Annotated in this window: 17 protein-coding genes; 7 read left to right on the forward strand and 10 right to left on the reverse strand. The window is 73.8% G+C overall.

The window, feature by feature from the left end; genetic code table 11:
• The first annotated feature begins 145 nt into the window (after positions 1-145).
• Positions 146-1,339 carry a PLP-dependent aminotransferase family protein gene (locus PZB77_RS12780; protein ID WP_275492721.1) on the forward strand — a complete coding sequence of 398 codons (1,194 nt, stop codon included), beginning with the start codon at positions 146-148 and terminating at the stop codon, positions 1,337-1,339.
• Positions 1,340-1,408: 69 nt separating this feature from the next.
• Here the strand turns inward: PZB77_RS12780 and PZB77_RS12785 are convergent, their stop codons facing one another.
• On the reverse strand, positions 1,409-3,991 hold the full coding sequence (locus PZB77_RS12785; protein WP_275492722.1) for a bifunctional FO biosynthesis protein CofGH: 2,583 nt from the start codon (positions 3,989-3,991) through the stop codon (positions 1,409-1,411).
• 139 nt (positions 3,992-4,130) lie between these two features.
• Between PZB77_RS12785 and PZB77_RS12790 the strand changes: the two genes are divergently transcribed.
• Positions 4,131-4,925: an HAD family hydrolase gene (locus tag PZB77_RS12790; protein WP_275496037.1), complete on the forward strand. Its 795-nt coding sequence runs from the start codon at positions 4,131-4,133 to the stop codon at positions 4,923-4,925.
• A gap of 119 nt (positions 4,926-5,044) precedes the next feature.
• Here PZB77_RS12790 and PZB77_RS12795 read toward each other — a convergent pair whose 3' ends face one another.
• Positions 5,045-5,890 (reverse strand): LLM class F420-dependent oxidoreductase, encoded by an 846-nt coding sequence (locus PZB77_RS12795; protein ID WP_275492723.1) that lies wholly within the window; start codon positions 5,888-5,890, stop codon positions 5,045-5,047.
• A 178-nt stretch (positions 5,891-6,068) separates the two neighbouring features.
• Complete coding sequence (locus PZB77_RS12800; protein ID WP_275492724.1) at positions 6,069-6,449, reverse strand: hypothetical protein; 381 nt, start codon at positions 6,447-6,449, stop codon at positions 6,069-6,071.
• Between the two features lie 270 nt (positions 6,450-6,719).
• On the opposite strand from PZB77_RS12800, the gene PZB77_RS12805 reads away from it, so the two are divergent.
• Positions 6,720-7,166, forward strand: a complete 447-nt coding sequence (locus PZB77_RS12805; protein ID WP_275492725.1) for a sel1 repeat family protein — start codon at positions 6,720-6,722, stop codon at positions 7,164-7,166.
• Positions 7,167-7,218: 52 nt separating this feature from the next.
• On the opposite strand, the gene PZB77_RS12810 is transcribed toward PZB77_RS12805, so the two are convergent.
• A complete protein-coding gene (locus PZB77_RS12810) occupies positions 7,219-8,043 on the reverse strand; it encodes a M23 family metallopeptidase (protein ID WP_275492726.1) in 825 nt (274 codons plus the stop codon).
• Positions 8,044-8,306: 263 nt separating this feature from the next.
• On the opposite strand from PZB77_RS12810, the gene PZB77_RS12815 reads away from it, so the two are divergent.
• A complete protein-coding gene (locus tag PZB77_RS12815; protein WP_275492727.1) occupies positions 8,307-9,254 on the forward strand; it encodes a TIGR04222 domain-containing membrane protein in 948 nt (315 codons plus the stop codon).
• A gap of 30 nt (positions 9,255-9,284) precedes the next feature.
• Here the strand turns inward: PZB77_RS12815 and PZB77_RS12820 are convergent, their stop codons facing one another.
• Both PZB77_RS12820 and PZB77_RS12825 read right to left on the reverse strand, forming a co-directional pair.
• A complete protein-coding gene (locus PZB77_RS12820) occupies positions 9,285-11,198 on the reverse strand; it encodes a long-chain fatty acid--CoA ligase (protein ID WP_275496038.1) in 1,914 nt (637 codons plus the stop codon).
• Positions 11,199-11,266: 68 nt separating this feature from the next.
• Positions 11,267-12,529, reverse strand: a complete 1,263-nt coding sequence (locus PZB77_RS12825) for an acetyl-CoA C-acetyltransferase (protein WP_275492728.1) — start codon at positions 12,527-12,529, stop codon at positions 11,267-11,269.
• A gap of 238 nt (positions 12,530-12,767) precedes the next feature.
• Here PZB77_RS12825 and PZB77_RS12830 point away from each other — a divergent pair, with 238 nt between their 5' ends.
• The 3 genes from PZB77_RS12830 to PZB77_RS12840 all read left to right on the forward strand — a co-directional run bounded on the left by PZB77_RS12830 (position 12,768) and on the right by PZB77_RS12840 (position 15,505).
• Positions 12,768-14,096, forward strand: coding sequence for a 3-oxoacyl-ACP reductase (locus PZB77_RS12830; RefSeq protein WP_275492729.1), 1,329 nt, complete (start codon positions 12,768-12,770; stop codon positions 14,094-14,096).
• Between the two features lie 5 nt (positions 14,097-14,101).
• Positions 14,102-14,962 (forward strand): MaoC/PaaZ C-terminal domain-containing protein, encoded by an 861-nt coding sequence (locus PZB77_RS12835; protein WP_275496039.1) that lies wholly within the window; start codon positions 14,102-14,104, stop codon positions 14,960-14,962.
• Between the two features lie 114 nt (positions 14,963-15,076).
• Positions 15,077-15,505, forward strand: a complete 429-nt coding sequence (locus PZB77_RS12840; protein WP_275492730.1) for a nuclear transport factor 2 family protein — start codon at positions 15,077-15,079, stop codon at positions 15,503-15,505.
• 28 nt (positions 15,506-15,533) lie between these two features.
• Here PZB77_RS12840 and PZB77_RS12845 read toward each other — a convergent pair whose 3' ends face one another.
• The 4 genes from PZB77_RS12845 to PZB77_RS12860 all read right to left on the reverse strand — a co-directional run bounded on the left by PZB77_RS12845 (position 15,534) and on the right by PZB77_RS12860 (position 19,131).
• A complete protein-coding gene (locus PZB77_RS12845) occupies positions 15,534-16,175 on the reverse strand; it encodes a TetR/AcrR family transcriptional regulator (protein WP_275492731.1) in 642 nt (213 codons plus the stop codon).
• Between the two features lie 161 nt (positions 16,176-16,336).
• Entirely contained in the window at positions 16,337-17,686 is a 1,350-nt protein-coding gene (locus PZB77_RS12850) for a dicarboxylate/amino acid:cation symporter (RefSeq protein WP_275492732.1), read from the reverse strand.
• A 429-nt stretch (positions 17,687-18,115) separates the two neighbouring features.
• A complete protein-coding gene (locus PZB77_RS12855; protein ID WP_275492733.1) occupies positions 18,116-18,409 on the reverse strand; it encodes a DUF4229 domain-containing protein in 294 nt (97 codons plus the stop codon).
• Positions 18,410-18,606: 197 nt separating this feature from the next.
• Positions 18,607-19,131: a GNAT family N-acetyltransferase gene (locus PZB77_RS12860; RefSeq protein WP_275492734.1), complete on the reverse strand. Its 525-nt coding sequence runs from the start codon at positions 19,129-19,131 to the stop codon at positions 18,607-18,609.
• Positions 19,132-19,313: the final 182 nt, after the last annotated feature.

Consider the following 19,313-nt stretch of genomic DNA (forward strand, 5'->3'; position numbering starts at 1 on the left):
CGACCGTGCGGCGGCAGCCGGTGAACGGTCCGGCCGGCCGGCGTGCTCCCCACCTCCTTCGGCGGAGCGGGTCCACGTGCCCCCTTCCCGGGAACCGTCGCACAAGGCCTTTCTGGATCACGGCGGTTGTTCGTAAGCTGCGCCCATGAAGACCCGAGCCGCCACCCCCGCCCTCGCTGCCCGTGCCGCCTCGGTCGGTGCCTCGCCCGTGCGCGAGATCCTCGCGCTGACCGCGCGGCCGGAGGTGATCTCGTTCGCGGGCGGGCTCCCGGCACCGGAGCTGTTCGACGCCGGGGAGATCCGGGCCGCGTACGACCACGTGCTGGCCGAGGACGCGGGGCGGGTGCTCCAGTACTCGGTGACCGAGGGCGATCCGGGGCTGCGGGCGGCCGTCGCCGCCCGGTACTGCGCGCGCGGGCTGGCCACCGGGGCGGACGATCTGCTGGTCTCCACCGGGTCGCAGCAGGCGCTGACACTCCTGGCGACGGCGCTGCTGGAGCCCGGGGACACGGTGCTCGTCGAGGACCCCACCTACCTCGCCGCGTTGCAGTGCTTCGGCTTCGCGGGGGCGCGGGTGGTGCCGGTGCCGTGCGACGAGGACGGCATCGACCCGGCCGCCCTCGCGGAGCTGGTGGAGCGGGAGCGGCCCAAACTTCTCTACACCATCCCCACGTTCCAGAACCCGACCGGACGCACCCTCCCGCTCGCGCGCAGGCGGGCCGTCGCCGAGGTGGCCGAGCGGCTCGGTCTGTGGATCGTGGAGGACGATCCGTACGGCGAGCTGCGCTACGAGGGCGAGCACGTGCCGTGGTTCTCCTCGCTGGACGCCACCGCCGACCGCACGGTCCTGCTGGGCAGCTTCTCCAAGGTGATGGCACCCGGCATGCGGCTCGGCCACCTCCGGGCCCCCGCCGCGCTGCTCCGCGCCTGCGCCATCGTCAAGCAAGCCGCCGACCTGCACTGTTCCGCCGTCGACCAGGCGGCGGCGGCCCGCTATCTGGCCGTCGCCGACCTCGACGCCCACGTGGGCCGGGTGCGCGTCGCCTACCGCGAGCGGCGGGACGCCCTGCTCGACGGCCTGCCGGCCGCGCTTCCGCCCGGCAGCACCTGGAACCGTCCCGAGGGCGGGATGTTCGTCTGGGTCCGGCTGCCGGACGGCCACGACGCGACCGCGCTGCTGCCGAAGGCGGTCGCGCACGACGTGGCGTACGTGCCGGGGGCGCCCTTCTTCGCGGGTACGCCCGATCCGGCCGCCCTGCGGATGTCCTTCACCACCCACACCCCCCAGGAGATCCGCGAAGGGCTGCTGCGGCTGGGCAAGGCGCTGGGGCGCGACTGACGGACGCGGACCCACCGCCCCCGTACCCCGCCCAGGAACGCGGAGGGGTACGGGGACCGGAGCGCCGGATCAGGCCGGCAGCACCGGCAACAGCTCCGGCAGGTGGCCGTCCGAGGCGGTCGCCGCCGCGACGCGCTCGGCGGGGACCTCTCCGTACAGGGTGGTACGCGGCTTCGCCGGCCGGCCGGCCAGTTCGGCGATGGCCACCAGGTCCTGGACGGACCGGTACGAGCCGTAACCCGACCCCGCCATGCGGGAGATGGTCTCCTCCATCAGGGTGCCGCCGAGGTCGTTGGCGCCCGAACGGAGCATCTCCGCCGCGCCCTCGGTGCCGAGCTTCACCCAGCTGGTCTGGATGTTGGTGATGTGCGGGTGGAGCAGCAGCCGGGCCATCGCGGTGACGGCCCGGTTGTCGCGGTCGGTCGGACCGGGGCGGGCGATGCCGGCGAGGTAGACCGGGGCGTTGGTGTGGATGAAGGGCAGCGTCACGAACTCGGTGAACCCGCCCGTCTCCTGCTGGAGCCGGGCCAGGGTGCGCAGGTGGCCGAGCCAGTGGCGGGGCTGGTCCACGTGTCCGTACATCATGGTGGACGAGGAGCGCAGGCCCACCTCGTGGGCGGTCCTCACGACCTCCAGCCAGGTGGCGGTGGGGAGTTTGCCCTTGGTGAGGACCCAGCGGACCTCGTCGTCCAGGATCTCCGCCGCCGTGCCGGGGATCGAGTCGAGTCCTGCCTCCTTGGCGGTCGTCAGCCAGTCGCGGATCGAAAGCCCGGTGCGGGTGGCGCCGTTGACGACCTCCATCGGCGAGAAGGCGTGCACGTGCATGCCGGGGACGCGTTCCTTCACGGCCCGCGCGATGTCGAAGTACGCGGTGCCGGGCAGGTCCGGGTGGATGCCGCCCTGCATGCAGACCTCCACCGCGCCCACGTCCCACGCCTGGGCGGCCCGGTCGGCGACCTGGTCGAGCGAGAGGGTGTACGCGTCGGCGTCGGTCCGGCGCTGCGCGAAGGCGCAGAAACGGCAGCCGGTGTAGCAGACGTTGGTGAAGTTGATGTTCCGGGTGACGACGTAGGTGACCTCGTCGCCGACCGTGTCGCGGCGCAGGGTGTCCGCGATCCGGCAGAGCTCGTCGAGCGCCGGGCCCTCCGCGTGGAGCAGGGCCAGTGCCTGGGCGTCGGTGAGCTTCGTCGGGTCGTCGGCGGCCCGGCCCAGCGCCTGGCGCACGTCCGCGTCGATGCGGGAGGGGACCATGCCGGGGGCGGCGGCCTCGCGGAGCGCCTCCCAGTCCCCGTACACCTCGTCGAAGTCCTCGCGGCGGTCGCCGGTGCGGCCCTCGGTGTCGATGGTGCGGTGCAGGTCGGTGCGGCCGCTCGCGCCGAACTCCTCGTCCGGTTCCTGCCAGGGCAGGCCGACCGGGATCGCGCCCTCCTTCGCCATGCCGGTCCCGGGGTCGGCGAGGGCCTGTACGTGCGGGAGGAGCCGCGGGTCGAGCCAGGGTTCGCCGCGCTGGATGAACTCCGGGTAGATGGTGAGGCGTTCGCGCAGGGAGAAGCCGGACTCGGCGGTGCGGGCGGCGAGTTCGTCGATGTGCGGCCAGGGGCGCTCGGGGTTCACGTGGTCCGGGGTGAGGGGCGAGACCCCGCCCCAGTCGTCGATGCCCGCGCCGACGATCAGCGCGTACTCGGAGTCCACCAGGTTCGGCGGGGCCTGGATGCGGGCGGACGGCCCGAGGATGTGCCGGGCCACCGCGATCGTCGCGGCCAGCTCCTCCAGTTCCGCGTCGGGCATCGCGCGCATCGCGGTGTCCGGCTTGGCGCGGAAGTTCTGGATGATGACTTCCTGGATGCCGTGGTAGGCGCGGGCGGTGCGGCGGATCTCGAAGAGGGAGTCGGCGCGCTCCTCGTAGTTCTCGCCGATGCCGATGAGGATGCCGGTGGTGAAGGGGACGTTGGAGCGCCCCGCGTCCTCCAGGACCCGCAGGCGGACGGCCGGTTCCTTGTCCGGGGAGCCGTGGTGCGGGCCGCCCTTCTCGGACCAGAGGCGGGTCGCCGTGGTCTCCAGCATCATCCCCATCGACGGGGCGACCGGCTTGAGCCGCTGGAGGTCGGTCCAGCCGAGCACCCCGGGGTTGAGGTGCGGCAGCAGGCCCGTCTCCTCCAGGACGCGGATCGCCATGGCGCGTACGTAGGCGAGGGTGTCGTCGTACCCCTCGGCCTCCAGCCACTCCCGCGCCTCGGGCCAGCGGTCCTCGGGACGGTCGCCGAGGGTGAAGAGCGCTTCCTTGCAGCCGAGCGCCGCGCCCTCGCGGGCGATGGCGAGGACCTCGTCGGGCGAGAGGAACATCCCGTGGCCCTCGCGGCGGAGCTTGCCGGGGACGGTGACGAAGGTGCAGTAGTGGCAGATGTCGCGGCAGAGGCGGGTGAGCGGAATGAACACCTTGCGGGAGTACGTGATGACCCCCGGCCGGCCCGCCGCCGCCAGGCCCGCGTCCCGCACCCGGGCGGCCGACGCGGCGAGATCCGTCAGATCGTCACCGCGCGCCTGGAGGAGCACGGCTGCCTCGGCCGCGTCGAGGGCCACACCGTCACGCGCCCGTCTGAGGGCGCGCCGCATGGCGTTGGTCGTGGGGCGTCCGCTCTGAGCATCGGTCATGGACCGAGCATACGAGCGGCCCGGTGGCCCCCGGCGGGTGGTTCTCCTCACGTCCGTGCACCTCACCGGGGTCGGCGCCGCGCGCCCGGACCGGATGTCGGCGGTGCGGCGGGGTCCGCCCCGTAGGGTCGGGACGGTGATGGAAACGATCGTGTTCGACATCGGTGAGACCCTCGTTCGCGACGACCGCCACTGGGCGTCCTGGGCCGACTGGCTGGGGGTGCCCGCGCACACGGTGAGCGCCCTGGTCGGCGCGGCCGTCGTCGGCGGCGGCAGCGCCGCGGACGCGCTCGCGCTGCTGCGCCCCGGCATGGACGTGGCGGAGGCGGAGCGGGCCCGGGAGGCGGCGGGGCGCGGCGAGCACCTCGGTGAGCGGGACCTCTACCCGGACGTCCGCCCGGCGCTCGCCGGGCTCCGCTCGCTCGGGCTCCGGGTGGTCGTGGCGGGGGACCGGCCGGCGCGGGCCGCCGAGCAGCTGGCGGCCCTGGACCTGCCGGTCGACCACGTCGTCACCCCCGCGGAGTGCGGCGGACTGGCCAAGCCGGACCCCGGGTTCTTCGCGCGGGTCCTGGAGGCGTCGGGCGCCGATCCGCGCACCACGGTGTACGTCGGCGACCACCCGGCCGAGGACCTCTTCCCCGCGCGGGCCGCCGGTCTGCGGACCGCGCACCTGCGCCGGGGCCCCTTCGGGCACTGGTGGGCGGATCACCCGGACGTGGTCGGATCGGCCGACTGGCGGGTGGACGCGCTCACCGAACTGGTCGCGCTGCCGGGTCTGGTGCGGGAGCGCCAGCCGGACCGGGCGCGGGACGAGGAGGACGGTGACGGCGGTCCGGCCGCGGTGGCGGACGGCGAGGAGGCCGTACCGGAGCCGGAGCGGCGGGCCGGCCGGCTCGGGGTTCCGGCACTGCGGGCGCTGCGGTCGGTGCGGTAGCGCGGGCGCCCCGGCTCCCGCGACCCGCCCGCGCCCCGCGACCCGGCCGGCCGGGCGCCGCGCGGGCCGCGCCGGCGGCCGGGCCGGGCCGGCCGGGCGCCGCCCTCCGGCCCTCCGCGTCAGAGGAGCGCGGCGTACGCGTCCAGTGCCCGCAGCACCGCGGGCGCACCGGCCGACGGCAGCTGCGCCACGACCTCCTCGATGCCCAGTTCCGCGAAGTGCGCCAGCTTGCCCGGTGTGGGCACCACCGCGTACGGCACCACCTGGAGGTGCGCCGGGTCGCGCCCCGCCTCCTCCCAGGCCGTCCGCAGCTTCGGCACGGACTCCGTGAGCCCGCGCCCGCCGATCGGCAGCCACCCGTCCGCGTACCGCGCGATGTCCGCGAAGAGCTTCGGGCCGGCCGCGCCGCCGATGAGCGTACGGGGGCCCGTGACGGGCCCCCGCGCCTTCCGCACCGGCTTCGGGTAGGCGAAGCTGGCACGCACGGAACCGAACTCCCCCTCGTAGGAGGTCGGATCGTCCGCCCACAGCGCCCGCATCAGGGCGAGCCGGTCACGGCCCCGGGCGCGCCGGGTCTTCCACTCCACGCCGTGGTCGGCGGCCTCCTCCACGTTCCAGCCGAAGCCGACGCCCAGGGTGAACCGGCCGCCGGAGAGGTGGTCCAGGGTGGCGACCTGCTTCGCGAGGTCGATCGGGTCGTGCTGCGCGACCAGCGTGATCCCGGTGCCCAGCGCGAGCCGCTCGGTCACCGCCGCCGCCTGCCCGAGCGCGACGAACGGGTCCAGCGTCCTGCCGTACTCGGGCGGCAGTTCGCCGCCCGCCGGGTACGGGGTGTCCCGGCTCGTCGGTATGTGGGTGTGCTCGGGCAGGTAGAGCCCGGCGAAGCCGCGCTGCTCCAACTCGCGGGCGAGCGCGACGGGAGTGACCGTCTGGTCGGTCAGGAAGATGGTGGTGGCGATCCGCATGCGGGGGAACCTCCGTCGTGGTCCGTGCTGCGTAGGGGGCCGGTCGGTTGCCGGTCGCCCGGCGGCCGCCGGAGCGACCGGCCCCACGGTAGGGCGCGACGGCGGCCGGGGCACGGGGCGGGCGCACACCGTTTCCGTACCCACCGGGGCCCCGGGCAGCGCGGGGCACCCCCACCGGTCAGGCGAACACCGGCCCGAGGAGCACGGAGCCCGCGGCGGCGAACAGCGCGGTGGCCCACCCCGTCCGTCCGCCCAGCCGCCGGCGGATCAGGTACCCGAGCGCCGAGGCGGCGAAGGCCGGCCACCAGATGCTCAGCGAGGCCTCGCCCCAGCCGACCCGCCGCACGATCAGGGCCTCGACGGCGTACACGGCGCTCGCCGCGTACAGGGGCCAGGTGTACTCCGGCCCCAGGGGTCTCCAGTCGCCGGGCTGGCCGCCCGCGCTCGCCGCCCTCCGCCTGCTCCGGGAGGACCGGACGATCGCGGTGATCAGCGACACTCCGGCGGCGGCGACCCACAGCACGCCGGGCACGACGACGAACGGGCCGGGGTCGCTCATGGGAATCCTTCTGCGGCGCCCGCCCCGGCCCGGTGGGGCCACGAGGGCCCCGGTCAGTCGGAGGGGAGCGGGTCGGCGCCCCGGAGGGCGGTCGGCGGACCTGGTCCGTCGGTCCTGGCCCATTGTGGCGCCCGGGGTCCGGCCCGTGGACGGCGGTCCCCCCGGACGTGGTCACCGGGACTTCCGGCGCATCCGGGCGCCTCCTCAGGGGTAGCGGGGCCGCCCGCTGGGAAGAGAGCCGGTGACGATGCGCGACCCGGGGGGGTACGAATGGCATTCCTGCTCTTCGTCGTGGCGGCGATCCTGAGCGTGATCGGGATGGCGACCGACAACGACACCGTGTTCGACGTCAGTTGGCTGGTCTGGCTGCTCGGCCTGCTGCTGGCGCTCCGCGCCTGGCGGCAGCACCGGAAGTACGGCACCCCGGAGAGGCTCGCCGCCGCGGCCGAGGGCGGTGACCTGCGGGCCCTGCGGTCGATGGCGCTGCTCGCGAAGATCGGGGGTGATCCGGACGAGGCGGAGCGCCTCTTCCGGCTGGGGGTGGAGCGCAAGGACCCCGAGTCGATGTGGGAGATGGGCCGCCTGGTGGAGGACCGCGACGGGCTCGCGGCTTCGGAGCAGTGGTTCCGGATGGCCGCCGAGCACGGCCACTTCTTCGCGAAGCGTTTCTTCCGCCCCGGGTCGGCGCTCAACCTGGACGGCAGCAACCCGCTGTAGGGACGGAAGGCCGGGCGGGGGCGAGCCGTCGGTCCGCCCCCGCCGCCACCCCTCAGCAGTCCGGGATCACCGCGCCGTTGTTGTCGCGGGCCTCGTCGTTGCCCCAGCGGGAGAGGTAGTACGCCGAGACGTAGGCGTTGTACCCGTTCTTGCCCGCGTACACCGTGTCCAGGTCGGTCCGCAGCCACCAGTGGTTGTACGCCGAGCCCGAGCCGACCTGTGCGCCCCAGACCTTGCAGTAGACGTAGTTGGTCCCCGCGTCGAGGACGCCCTGCGCGTCGGCGGTGTTGGCCGCCGCGTACCCGGTGGCGTTGGCGAAGGTGTCCACCCAGTACTTCCCCGCACCTCCGCCACCGCATCCGTTGTCGCTGGTCAGGTACCTGCTGTAGTAGGCGCCCGGATACGGCGCGAGGGACTGGCCGTTGAGCACGATGTTCTGGCCGACGCCGTTGTAGAGCTGCTCGTAGTGGATGTGCGCGCCGGAGCTGTTGCCCGTCGAGCCGGTCACCCCGATCTGCTGGCCCTGGGCGACCTGGGCCCCGTTGGCGACGGAGTACGCGGAGAGGTGGAAGTAGTAGGTCTTCCAGCCGCCGCCGTGGTCGACGGCGATGTAGTTGCCCGCGCCGCTGGGCTGCGCGTAGCGGTAGGCGGTACCGGCCGCCGAGGCGAGCACGGGGGTGCCCGCCGTGGCTCCGCCGTCGGTCCGGACGAAGTCGAGGGCGAGACGGACCTCGGCCGAGTGGTGGCTGTAGGTCCACTGCTGGCCGCAGGGGTAGGGGGCCTTGAAGTTCGGGGCCGCCGCGGCCGGGGTGGCCGTGAGCAGGCCGGCCAGCAGGGCGACGAGAGCGAGCAGGGCGATGCGCAGGGGGGATCGCACGCGGATTCATCCTCCGAGTCGAGAGCCGGGCGTCGTGGGGTACGGGCGTCAAGTCGGGTGTCGTGTTCCTTGAACGGCCCCCAGGATGACGGAAGTCGGGCGTTCCCATAAGCCCCGCGAGCCTTTCCGCAGGGCCTTGGCGCGCGCGGCGGTTCCGGGTGCGGTGCCGGAACGAGGACTTCCGCGCCCGCCCTCCGGGCATACCCTCCTCGGCCGGACGAACGTCGGCGGGGGCCGGGGTCACGGCCGGGGAAGGGGGAACAGTGGGCACCTGGCTGGGAAACGGGGTGGGGGTCCTGCTCACCTTCGCGGCGTTCGCGCTGCTCGTCGGTCCTGAACGGCGGTTGGGCGCCGCCTACCGGGCCGTACGTGGCCTGAGCGCGCCGGTGAGGCCGGTGGAGGACCGGCTCGACCTGTACGAACTGGCCTACCTGTGCGGCGGGGACTCGGGGCTGGGCACGACCGTCCTGGTGCGGATGCACGCGGAGGGCCGGGCCGCGGTGGAGCGGCGGGCGCCGTACCGGATCACGGCCGTGCTCTCCGGGGAGCCCCGGGACGGCGTCGAGGCCGCCGTGCGCGACGCCTGGGAGCAGCCGACCGAGGAGGACGACGAAGCGTACTGGCCGCTCACCGTGTCCCGCAGCGCGCCCCCCGTGCGGGCGGTGCGCGAACGGCTCGTCCTGGACGGCCTGCTCCGCGACGGGAACGCCCCCGTCGGCGTGATCGCCGACCATCCCGTGCTGCGCGCCTACTACGGAGCCCGGTACCGCTTCGCGCGGACGGTCCGGTGGTCCCCCGTCTTCGCCGTCGCGGGTATCGCCGTCGCGGTGCTGTGCCACGCGTATCCGCCCCTGCTGGCCTACCCACCCCTCCTCCTGGCGGCACACCTTCGCCTGCAGCGGTACGAACTCGCACCCACCGCCTACGGAGAGGTGACCCCGGCGGGCCGGAGGGCGATCTCGGCCGTGTCGGCCGGCGAGCCGTTCACCGCGGACGGTGGGGGCGCGGGCGACGGGCCGTCCGGGCCCGGCCGCCCGGAGCCCACCCGCGTGCCCCGCCTCGTACGCGAGGTCGCGCTCCACGGGCTGGATGCCCTGCCGCGCGGCCACGTCCTCGGCCCGCCCCCCGCACCTCCGGTACGGCCGCCCGCAACCCGCCCGGAACCGCCGGAGATCATCGTGGACGCGTCGCCGGGGCTGGGCGGTCTCTGAGCCGGGCCGCCACGCTGCCACCGCCCTGCCTCACTTCCGGTACAGCGCCTCGATCTCGGCGGCGAAGTCCCGTGCCACCACGTCGCGTCTGAGCTTGAGGGAGGGCGTGAGGTGGCCGCTCGCCTCGGTGAAGTCGACGGGCAGCACGGTGAACGCGCGGATCGACTCGGCGCGGGAGACGGAGGTGTTGGCGTCGTCCACGGCGTGCTGGATCGTCCCGCGCAGCTCGGGGTCGTCGATCAGCTCGCCGAGCGGGACGCCCTGCTTCTTCTTCATCTGCCGCCAGTGGGCGAGGCCGTCCTCGTCCAGGGTGATCAGGGCGGTGATGAAGGAGCGGTTGTCACCGACGACCATGCACTGGCCGACCAGCGGGTGGGCGCGCAGCCAGTCCTCCAGCGGGGCGGGGACGACGTTCTTCCCGCCCGAGGTGATGATGATGTCCTTCTTGCGGCCGGTGATGGTGAGGTAGCCGTCGTCGTCGAGCACGCCGATGTCACCGGTGGCGAACCAGCCCTCGTCGACGGCCGGGACGGGCTCACCGCGCCGCGCGTCCCAGTAGCCGGCGAAGACCTGGCCGCCCCGGAGCAGGACCTCGCCGTCGTCCGCGATCCGTACCGAGGCGCCGGGCAGCGGCCAGCCGACGGTTCCCATCCGGGGTTTGAGCGGCGGGGTCACCGTGTGCGCGGCGGTGGTCTCGGTGAGGCCGTACCCCTCGAAGATCTGGATGCCGGCGCCCGCGTAGAAGGAGGCGAGCCGGCGGCCCAGCGGGGAGCCGCCGCAGATGACGTACCGGACGTGGCCGCCGAGGGCCGCGCGGATGCGGCGGTAGACCAGCGGGTCGTAGAGCCTGCGGGCCATCTTCAGGGCGGTGCCGGGGCCGGGGCCCGTGCCGTGTTCGGCGGCCTCCACCGCTTGCCCGTACCGCTGGGCGATTCCGGCGGCCCGGTCGAAGGAGGAGGCGCGGCCCATCTTCTCGGCGGTGGCGCGACCGGTGTTGAAGACCTTCTCCAGGACGTACGGGATCGCCAGCAGGAACGACGGCTTGAAGCCGGCCAGGTCCGCCAGCAGGTCCTCGGTGCGGATCGACGGGGCGTGGCCGAGGCGGACCCGGGCGCGCATGCAGCCGATCGCGACCATGCGGCCGAAGACGTGGCTGAGCGGCAGGAAGAGCAGGGTGGAGGCGGGGTGGGCGGAGACGGACTTGAAGACCGGGTGCAGGAGTTCGATGGCGTTGTCGACCTCCGCGAAGAAGTTGCCGTGGGTGAGCACGCACCCCTTGGGCCGGCCGGTGGTGCCCGAGGTGTAGATGAGGGTGGCGGGGCTGTGCGGGCCGAGCAGCCCGCGGCGGGCGTCCACCGCCGCGTCGGGGACGCCCTGACCGGCCGTTCGGAGGCGGCCGAGCGCCCCGGTGTCGAACTGCCACAGGTGGGCCAGGCCGTCGAGTTCCCTGCGTTCCTGGCTGACGATGCGCGCCTGCTCCTTCGTCTCCACCGCGCAGGCCCGTGCGCCCGAGTCCTGGAGGATCCACCGCACCTGGTACGCCGAGGACGTCGGGTAGATGGGCACGGTGACCAGTCCGGCGGCCCAGGCGGCGAAGTCGAGCAGCGTCCACTCGTACGTCGTACGGGCCATGATCGCGATCCGGGCTCCGGGCTGGAACCCCTCCGCGATCAGGCCCTTGGCGACGGCGCGCACCTCGTCGGCGAACGCGCGCGCGGTCACGTCACGCCAGCTGCCGTCCGGCTCCTTGCGGCTGAGGACGGCGTCCTGCGGTGCCTCGCGGGCGTTGGCGAAGGGGATGTCGGCGAGCGAGCCGTGCCGGACGGGCGGGGCGAACGCGGGTACGGAGACCTCCCGCACCCGGCCGGCCGCGTCCCGCACCGTGCGCGGCTCGACCAGGACGGGGGACGGGGCGGGCGCGGGGGAAGCGGGGGGCGTGGACACGTACGGCTCCTGGGGTGGGGTCACGGTCGGAGGGTGGATCGGAGGGGCGCCGGAACTGTCTCTCCTGGTCACGGCCGCTCGAGGATGGCCGTCACCCCCAGGCCGCCGGCCGCGCAGATCGAGATCAGCCCGCGTCCCGGCCCTCCTCGCTCCGCGAGCAGCTTGGCCAGGGTGGCGACGATCCTCGCCCCGGTCGCCGCGAACGGGTGGCCGGTGGCGAGCGAGGATCCCGCCACGTTGAGCTTCTCCCGGTCGACGGGGCCGAGGCCCTGCTGCTCCCAGGCCGCGAGGGTGGCCAGCACCTGCGAGGCGAACGCCTCGTGCACCTCGACGAGGTCGAAGTCCTCCAAGGTGAGCCCCGCCCGCTCCAGCAGCCGGGGCACGGCGTGGGCGGGGGCCATCAGCAGGCCGTCCTCGCCGTGCACGTGGTCCACGGCGGCGCTCTCGTACAGCGAGAGGTAGGCCTGTGGTTCGAGGCCGCGCTCCCGGGCCCACTCCTCGCTCGCCAGGAGCACGGTGGCGGCGCCGTCGGTGAGCGGGGTGGAGTTCCCGGCGGTCATCGTCGCGTCGGGGTGTCCGGCCCCGAACACCGGCTTGAGCGTGGCGAGTTTCTCGACCGTGGAGCCGGGCCGCAGGTTCTGGTCGCGCTCCAGGCCGAGGTGGGGGACGACGAGGTCGTCCAGGAAGCCCCGGTCGTAGGCGGCGGCCAGGCGCTGGTGGCTGGTGGCGGCCAGCAGGTCCTGGTCCTCGCGGGGGACGGCCCAGCGGCGGGCGGTGATCGCGGCGTGTTCGCCCATCGAGAGGCCGGTGCGCGGCTCCGCGTTGCGCGGGATGTCCGGCACGAGGTGGCGGGGGCGTACCGCCGCGAGGGCCTTGATCCGGGCGGCGTTGCCCTTGGCCCGGCGGGCGTTCAGCAGGATGCGGCGGAGCTCGTCGTTGACGCCGAGGGGTGCGTCGCTCGCGGTGTCCGCGCCGCCCGCGATGCCCGAGTCGATGACGCCCAGGGTGATCTTGTTGGCGACGGTGATGACGGCCTGGAGGCCGGTACCGCACGCCTGTTGGAGGTCGTACGCCGGTGTGCGGGGGTCCAGCGCGGAGCCGAGCACGGTCTCGCGGGCGAGGTTGAAGTCGCGGCTGTGCTTGAGGACGGCCCCGGCGGCGAACTCCCCCACCCGCTGCCCGGCCAGCCCGAACCGTCCGACGAGCCCGTCGAGCGCGGCGGTGAGCATCTGCTGGTTGGACGCCTCGGCGTAGGGGCCGTCCGAGCGGGCGAAGGGGATGCGGCTGCCGCCGAGGACGGCGACCCGGCGCGGCTGCGGGAGGGGGATCATCGCGGTCCTCCCGTCCGGCACGTCCCGGCCGTCGCGGTCGCCGGGAACGTGCGGACCGTGCCGGCCGCCCCGTGCCGTCCAGCCGGTCCGGCCGTCCTGAGCACTCCGGCCGGTCCGGCCGTCCTGAGCCCTGCCGTCGCTCCGGGCCGTTTCCGCAAGCGGTTCATCTCGACCAGCTCCTGACTCCTGAGTAAACTTACTCCGGAGTAAATCTACGACCGAGCAGGGAGTCTGGACAATGGCCGACCGCTATCTGCACCTGACCGGCACAGCACCCGGCCGTTTCCTCTCCCGCCGCCTCGGCCTCCCCCAGCCCGTGCCGCTGCGCCGCTGGTCGCTGGAGACGCCCACGCTCGACGGCAAGGTGCTGCACCTCACGGCCGGTGGACCGGCCGTCCCCGGCGAGGTGCGCGAGCTGCTCGACGGTCTCGGCCTGCCGGTGGTGGAGCGGGCGGAGGAGGCGGTCCGGCCCGCCGGCATCGTGGTGGACGCCACGGGCCTCACCACCGTCCCGGGGCTCGCCGCCCTCCACGCGGCGCTGCACCCCGTCGTCCGCTCGGTCGCCCGCAACGGCCGGGTCGTCGTCCTCGGTACGACCCCCTCCCCCGACGACCACCACCAGGCCGCGGCGCAGCAGGCGCTGGAGGGGTTCGTCCGCTCGCTGGGCAAGGAGATCGGCCGGGGCGCCACCGTGCAGCTGGTGCGGATCGTCCCCGGTGCCGCCGCGTCCGCCGGGTCCACCCTGCGCTTCCTCCTCTCGCCCCGGTCCGCGTACGTCAGCGGCCAGGTCGTCGAGGTCACCGGCGCGACGCCGGACCCGGTCGCCGACTGGGTCGCCCCGCTCTCCGGCCGTACCGCCCTGGTCACGGGCTCCGCTCGGGGCATCGGCGAGGCCGTCGCCTCCGTGCTCGCCCGCGACGGGGCCCGGGTGATCTGCCTCGACGTCCCCCGGGCCGAGGAGGACCTGGCCCGTACGGCCCGCCGGCTCGGCGCCACCGCGCTGCCGCTCGACATCACCGCGCCGGACGCCGCCGAGCGGATCGCCGCCGCCGTCCCGGACGGGCTCGACGTCCTCGTGCACAACGCGGGCATCACCCGCGACCGGCGCCTCGTCAACATGGCGGCCGACCGCTGGACCTCCGTGATCGACGTCAACCTCGACTCGGTGCTGCGGACCACGGACGCGCTCCTGAAGGCGGGCACCCTCAACCGGGGCGGCCGGATCGTCGCCACCGCCTCCATCGCCGGGATCGCCGGCAACAACGGCCAGACCAACTACGCGGCGAGCAAGGCGGGCATCATCGGACTGGTCCGCTCCCTGGCCCCGCGCGCGGCCGCGGACCACGGGGTGACGGTCAACGCGGTCGCCCCCGGTTTCATCGAGACGAAGATGACGGCCGCCGTGCCGCTCTTCATCCGCGAGGCCGGCCGGCGCATGAACTCGCTCTCCCAGGGCGGCCTGCCGGTCGACGTGGCGGAGACCACCGCGTGGCTCGCGCAGCCCGCCTCCACCGCCGTCAACGGCCAGGTGGTCCGCGTGTGCGGCCAGAGCCTGCTGGGGGCGTGAGCCCCGTGACCGGTCTCGGACCCACCCTGCTGCGCGGCGCTGCCGCCTCCCCGTTCAAGCGTCCCGGCCGCCCCGGCGCCGTCCTCCCCGCCACCCGGCTCTCGCGCCCCGCCGCTCCCGTAGCCGCCGCACCCCTGGCGCGCTACCGCCAGATCTGCCGGTTCCCCGCCACCGGTCCGCTCCCCCTGACGTATCCGCACGTGGCGGCCTTCCCGCTCGCCATGCGGCTGATGACCGCGCGGGCGTTCCCGCTGCCGGTCCTCGGGCTGGTGCACACCTGGATCGAGATCACCTCCCACCGGCCGGTCCGCGCCGACGAGGCGCTCGGGCTCACCGTGTACGCGCAGTCGTTGGAGCCCCACCGGCGGGGGACCGAGGTGACCGTGGTGACGGAGGCCCGGGTGGCGGGCGAGCCGGTGTGGGAGTCCCGCAGCGGGTACCTCGCCCGGCACCCCGTACGGGGGGCGGCCCCGGCCCCCGAGACCTCGGCGCCAGAGACCTCGGCGCCAGAGACCTCGGCCCCCGCGCTGCCCGCCGTCGCCGAGTGGCGGCTCCCCGGCGACCTGGGACGGCGGTACGGCTCCGCCTCCGGCGACCGCAACCCGATCCACCTCCACCCGCTCACCGCCCGGCTGTTCGGCTTCCCCCGGCCCATCGCGCACGGCATGTGGACCGTCGCCCGCTGCCTCGCCGAGGTGGAGGGCGCCGAGCACGTCCGGTCCCTCCGGGCACGGTTCCGGGCGCCCGTACCGCTGCCGGGGACGGTGACGTACGCGGCGGACGGCTCGGGCACCGCCTTCGAACTGCGCGGCGGTCCGGACGGCGAGCGGATCCACCTCACCGGCTCGGTGACCCGGGACGTGTGAGGCACCGCGGGGGATCTGTGCCGGGGAGGGGCGACCCGGGAGGCGCGGCCTCTTCCCTTCGCGCGGCCGGCGACGGAGCATGCCCTACGACGCATCACGACGACCGGAGGAACCATGGAGAACGCGACCCGCTTCCGCACCGCGGTGGAGAAGGGCGACCCGGCGTCGTTCGACGCTCTGTTCACCGACGACGTACGCCTCTACAGCCCGGTCAAGTTCACCCCCTTCGAGGGCAAGCCCCAGGTGCTCGGCCTCTTCGGCGTCCTGCTCCGCGTCTTCGAGGACTTCCGCTACGTCGGCCACTTCGAGGGTGCCTCCGAGACCAGCGCCGACGGCGCGGAGGCCCCCTCGGAGGTGCTGCTCTTCCGGGCCACCGTGAACGGCGCGCAGATCCACGGCATCGACCTGCTCCACTTCGACGAGGCCGGTCTGATCAAGGAGTTCACCGTCATGGTGCGCCCCCAGTCCGCCGTACAGGCGCTGGGCACGGCGGTCTACGCCGAGCTGGTCGCCGAAGGGCTCGTCCCGGGCGCGGAGTCCTGAGCCCCGGCTCCTCACCCGGGGTGCGCGCCTAGGCCGGCGGCTGCCAGGGACGGCCGTGCATGAGGTTCTCCAGGCCCGCCCAGGAGAAGTTCATCAGCGTCGCCGCCGCCTCCCGGGCCGAGACGCCCGGCGTCTCGTTGGCCCAGCCGGCGAGCGCCTCGGCAGCCCCCACCAGCGCCTGCGCGAGGCCCACCACGTCCCGGTCGGGGAGCGCGGGGTCGTGGTGCGCCTCCCGGGCGGCGGCACCGATGAGACCGGTGACGAACGCGACGATCTCGTCCCGCATCGCGGTGATCTCCGAGGCGAACGGCTCCCCGTGGGTGCGCGCCTGACGGTGCAGCACCGCCCACCCGTCCGGGTTCTCGGCGGTGTGCAGGAAGAACGCCCCCAGCCCTTCCCAGAGTTGGCGGTCGGCGGGCAGACCCGGCTCGACCCCCGCCTGGACTGCGTCCACCAGTGCCTTCGCCTCGCGCCGGATGCACGCGGTGAAGAGCTCCTCCTTGGAGTTCAGGTAGAGGTAGACCAGCGGTTTCGACACACCGGCGAGCTCGGCGATCTCGTCCATCGAAGCCGCGCGGTAGCCGCGCTGCCCGAAGATCTGCACCGCCGCGTCCATCATCTGCTGCTCACGCACGGCGCGTGGCATCCGTTTGCTCTTCACCGCATCCATGTCGGACTTCCTTCCGCCCCCGCTGCCTTACTCCCCGGTAAGGGTACGGGGCACGGGCCCGGATCCAGGCGGCGCGACGCCCCTACAACGGCGCGGGGGCGCCCGGTCCCGTACGACCGGACGCCCCCGCGCGAGGTGCGGTGAGGTGGCGACGAGGCAGGTCAGGCGGCGACGGGGACCCGCGCCGGCTCGTCCTCGACGACCTCCGCCTCGTCCACCGGGGAGGCCGAGGCGGAGTGGTACTTGTCGAGGTCGAGGATCTTCTCGCGGGCCGAGACGATCACCGGGACCAGCGCCTGGCCGGCCACGTTGGTGGCGGTGCGCATCATGTCCAGGATCGGGTCGATCGCCATGAGCAGGCCGACGCCCTCCAGCGGGAGACCCAGCGTCGAGAGGGTCAGCGTCAGCATGACCGTCGCACCGGTGAGACCGGCGGTGGCCGCCGAACCGATGACCGAGACGAACGCGATGAGGATGTAGTCACCGACGCCGAGGTGCACGTCGAAGATCTGCGCGATGAAGATCGCGGCCAGCGACGGGTAGATCGCGGCGCAGCCGTCCATCTTGGTGGTCGCGCCGAACGGCACGGCGAAGGAGGCGTACGCCTTCGGGACGCCGAGGCGCTCGGTGACCTTCTGGGTGACGGGCATGGTGCCCACCGAGGAGCGGGAGACGAACGCCAGCTGGATCGCGGGCCAGGCGCCCTTGAAGAACTGCAGGGGGCTGACCTTGGCGACGGTGGCGAGCAGCAGCGGGTAGACGCCGAAGAGCACCAGGGCGCAGCCGACGTAGACGTCCGCGGTGAAGGTGGCGTACTTGCCGATGAGGTCCCAGCCGTAGTCGGCGATGGCGTAGCCGATGAGGCCGACGGTGCCGAGCGGGGCGAGGCGGATGACCCACCACAGGGCCTTCTGGAGCAGCTCCAGGATCGACTCGCTGAGGGTGAGGATCGGCTGGGCCTTCTCACCGAGCTTCAGGGCGGCGATGCCGGCGACGGCGGCCATGAAGACGATCTGGAGGACGTTCAGCTCGGTGAAGGGCGTGATCACGTCGGTCGGGATGATGCCGGTGAGGAAGTCGAGCCAGGAGCCGGCGTGCTCCGGCTTGAGGCCGTCCTTCGGCGTGAGGCCGGTGCCGGAGCCCGGGTTGGTGATCAGGCCGATGGTGAGGCCGATGGCCACCGCGATCAGCGAGGTGATCATGAACCAGAGCAGGGTTCGGGTGGCGAGCCGGGCCGCGTTGTTGACCTTGCGGAGGTTGGTGATCGACACCAGGATCGCGAAGAAGACGAGCGGCGCGACGGCCAGCTTCAGCAGCTGGACGAAGATGTGGCCAATCTTGTCGAGCGTGGTGTAGAGCCAGTCGACGTCGTACGAGCGGGTGATCCAGCCGAGGACGACGCCGAGGACCAGACCGGCGACGATCTGGGCCCAGAAGGGCACCTTCGGTATGCGGAAACCGGAGCTCTTGGGCTCGGTGGTCTCCGTGGGGGACGCGGAGTTCGCGGACACGGACACACTCCAGACAGGACGCGGCGTACGCACGGGGCGCGCGCACGCGGAGGAGAAAGAGGGGACGGGAGGCGGCGTCCTGCCGTGCAGGCGGCGCCGCTGCATGCTGCCGGTCAGTGGCGGCAACAGGCCGCGGACATACAGCGGCAGAGATCGACGTGCAGGCGCGCCACGAGCATGACGCCCGGGGCGTAGCGGATGCGCTCTGCTGTCTTCATGTCGTTCACGTTAACACCGGGGCTTTGAGGCCCTCAAAGTTTTCCTATGACCGCCCGGCGCCCCGCCCGTCGCGGCGCCGCTCGGCCCGGAACGCCAAAAACCCCGGTTCCGGAGCGACTTGCTCCGGTCCGGGGTCCACTCCGCGACACGCCGAAGGGCGCGGATGTGACGAAGGGCATACGCGCATCGCGCCGAAACGCGAACCACGCGCTACTGGACGGCGTCCTCGCGCGCGCGGTTCGCCTCCAGGCGGGCCTTGGCGCGGTCCACCTTGTCGACGACCTGCGCGGACATCTCGTCGCGCTGCTTGCGCAGCAGGACGTAGCTCAGCGGGGCGGACAGCACCAGCCCCAGCAGGACGACCCAGACGACGTTGGAGCCGCCGGCGCCGGAGGGGACCACACCGAAGTGGACCGCCACCCCCGCGACGAAGAAGCAGCCGACGAAAATCAACAGGCGCAGCGCGGAGTACCGGACCACGGCGCTCGGCTTGGCAGCGGACACGGCTGACCTCTCTCTACTCACGACGGTGGTGGGACCCTGCCCGACCAGTGAAGCATGCCCCGGAATCGCTCGGTTCCCGGGGTGTTCGCGGGTCCCCCGTGCGCCCCGCCCGACCCCGGCTGAACTGCGGGAACGCGGACGGGCGCCGACGGCCCCGGGCCGGTCGGCCCGGCCGCACCGTCCGGGCCGGCGGCCGGTCAGCCGAGGGTGAGCAGCATGATGATGTCGTCCCGGTCGTCGCCCTCGGCGACCCGGATCGCTCCGGGCACCCGGCCCATCTCCTTGTAGCCGCAGCTCGCGTAGAAGCGGTCCACCCCGGTGCCGCCCCGGCAGGTGAGGCGGACGGCCTCGATGCCGTCGATCCCGCGCGCCGCGTCGGCCGCCGCCGCCATGAGGTCGCGCCCGTATCCCTTGCCCTGGTGGGAGGGGTGCACCATCACGGTGTAGAGCCAGAGCCAGTGGCTCATCAGGCGGTGGGAGTTGAGGGAGAGGAAGGCGGTCGCCGCGACCGTGCCCTCCTCGTCCCGCCCGACGAGCAGCCGCATACGGCCCTCGGCGATGGCGGTGAGGTGCTTCAGCAGTTCGGGCCGGACGTCCTCGGTGGTGACCGGCGGGACGAAGCCGACCGCACCGCCCGCGTTGGAGACGTCGGCCCACAGCGTGAGGATGCCGTCGCGCAACTCGGGACCGAAGTCGGGGTCCAGGGTGAAAGTAAGTGGCATAGCGCCAGATTAACCATTACAGACGGCGCCCCTCAACTCCTTTCCGGCATGCGGGACGGCCTGCCCTGCCGCATGCCCCGCACCACCGTCACCGCACCCGCCCCCGCGCCCTCGTCCCCGCGCGCCCGGCCGCGACGCCGAAGGGCTCCGGCCGCAGGTGTCGCACCTGCGGCCGGAGCCCT

It is taken from the genome of Streptomyces sp. AM 2-1-1 (genome assembly GCF_029167645.1).
Classification (GTDB): Bacteria; Actinomycetota; Actinomycetes; order Streptomycetales; family Streptomycetaceae; genus Streptomyces.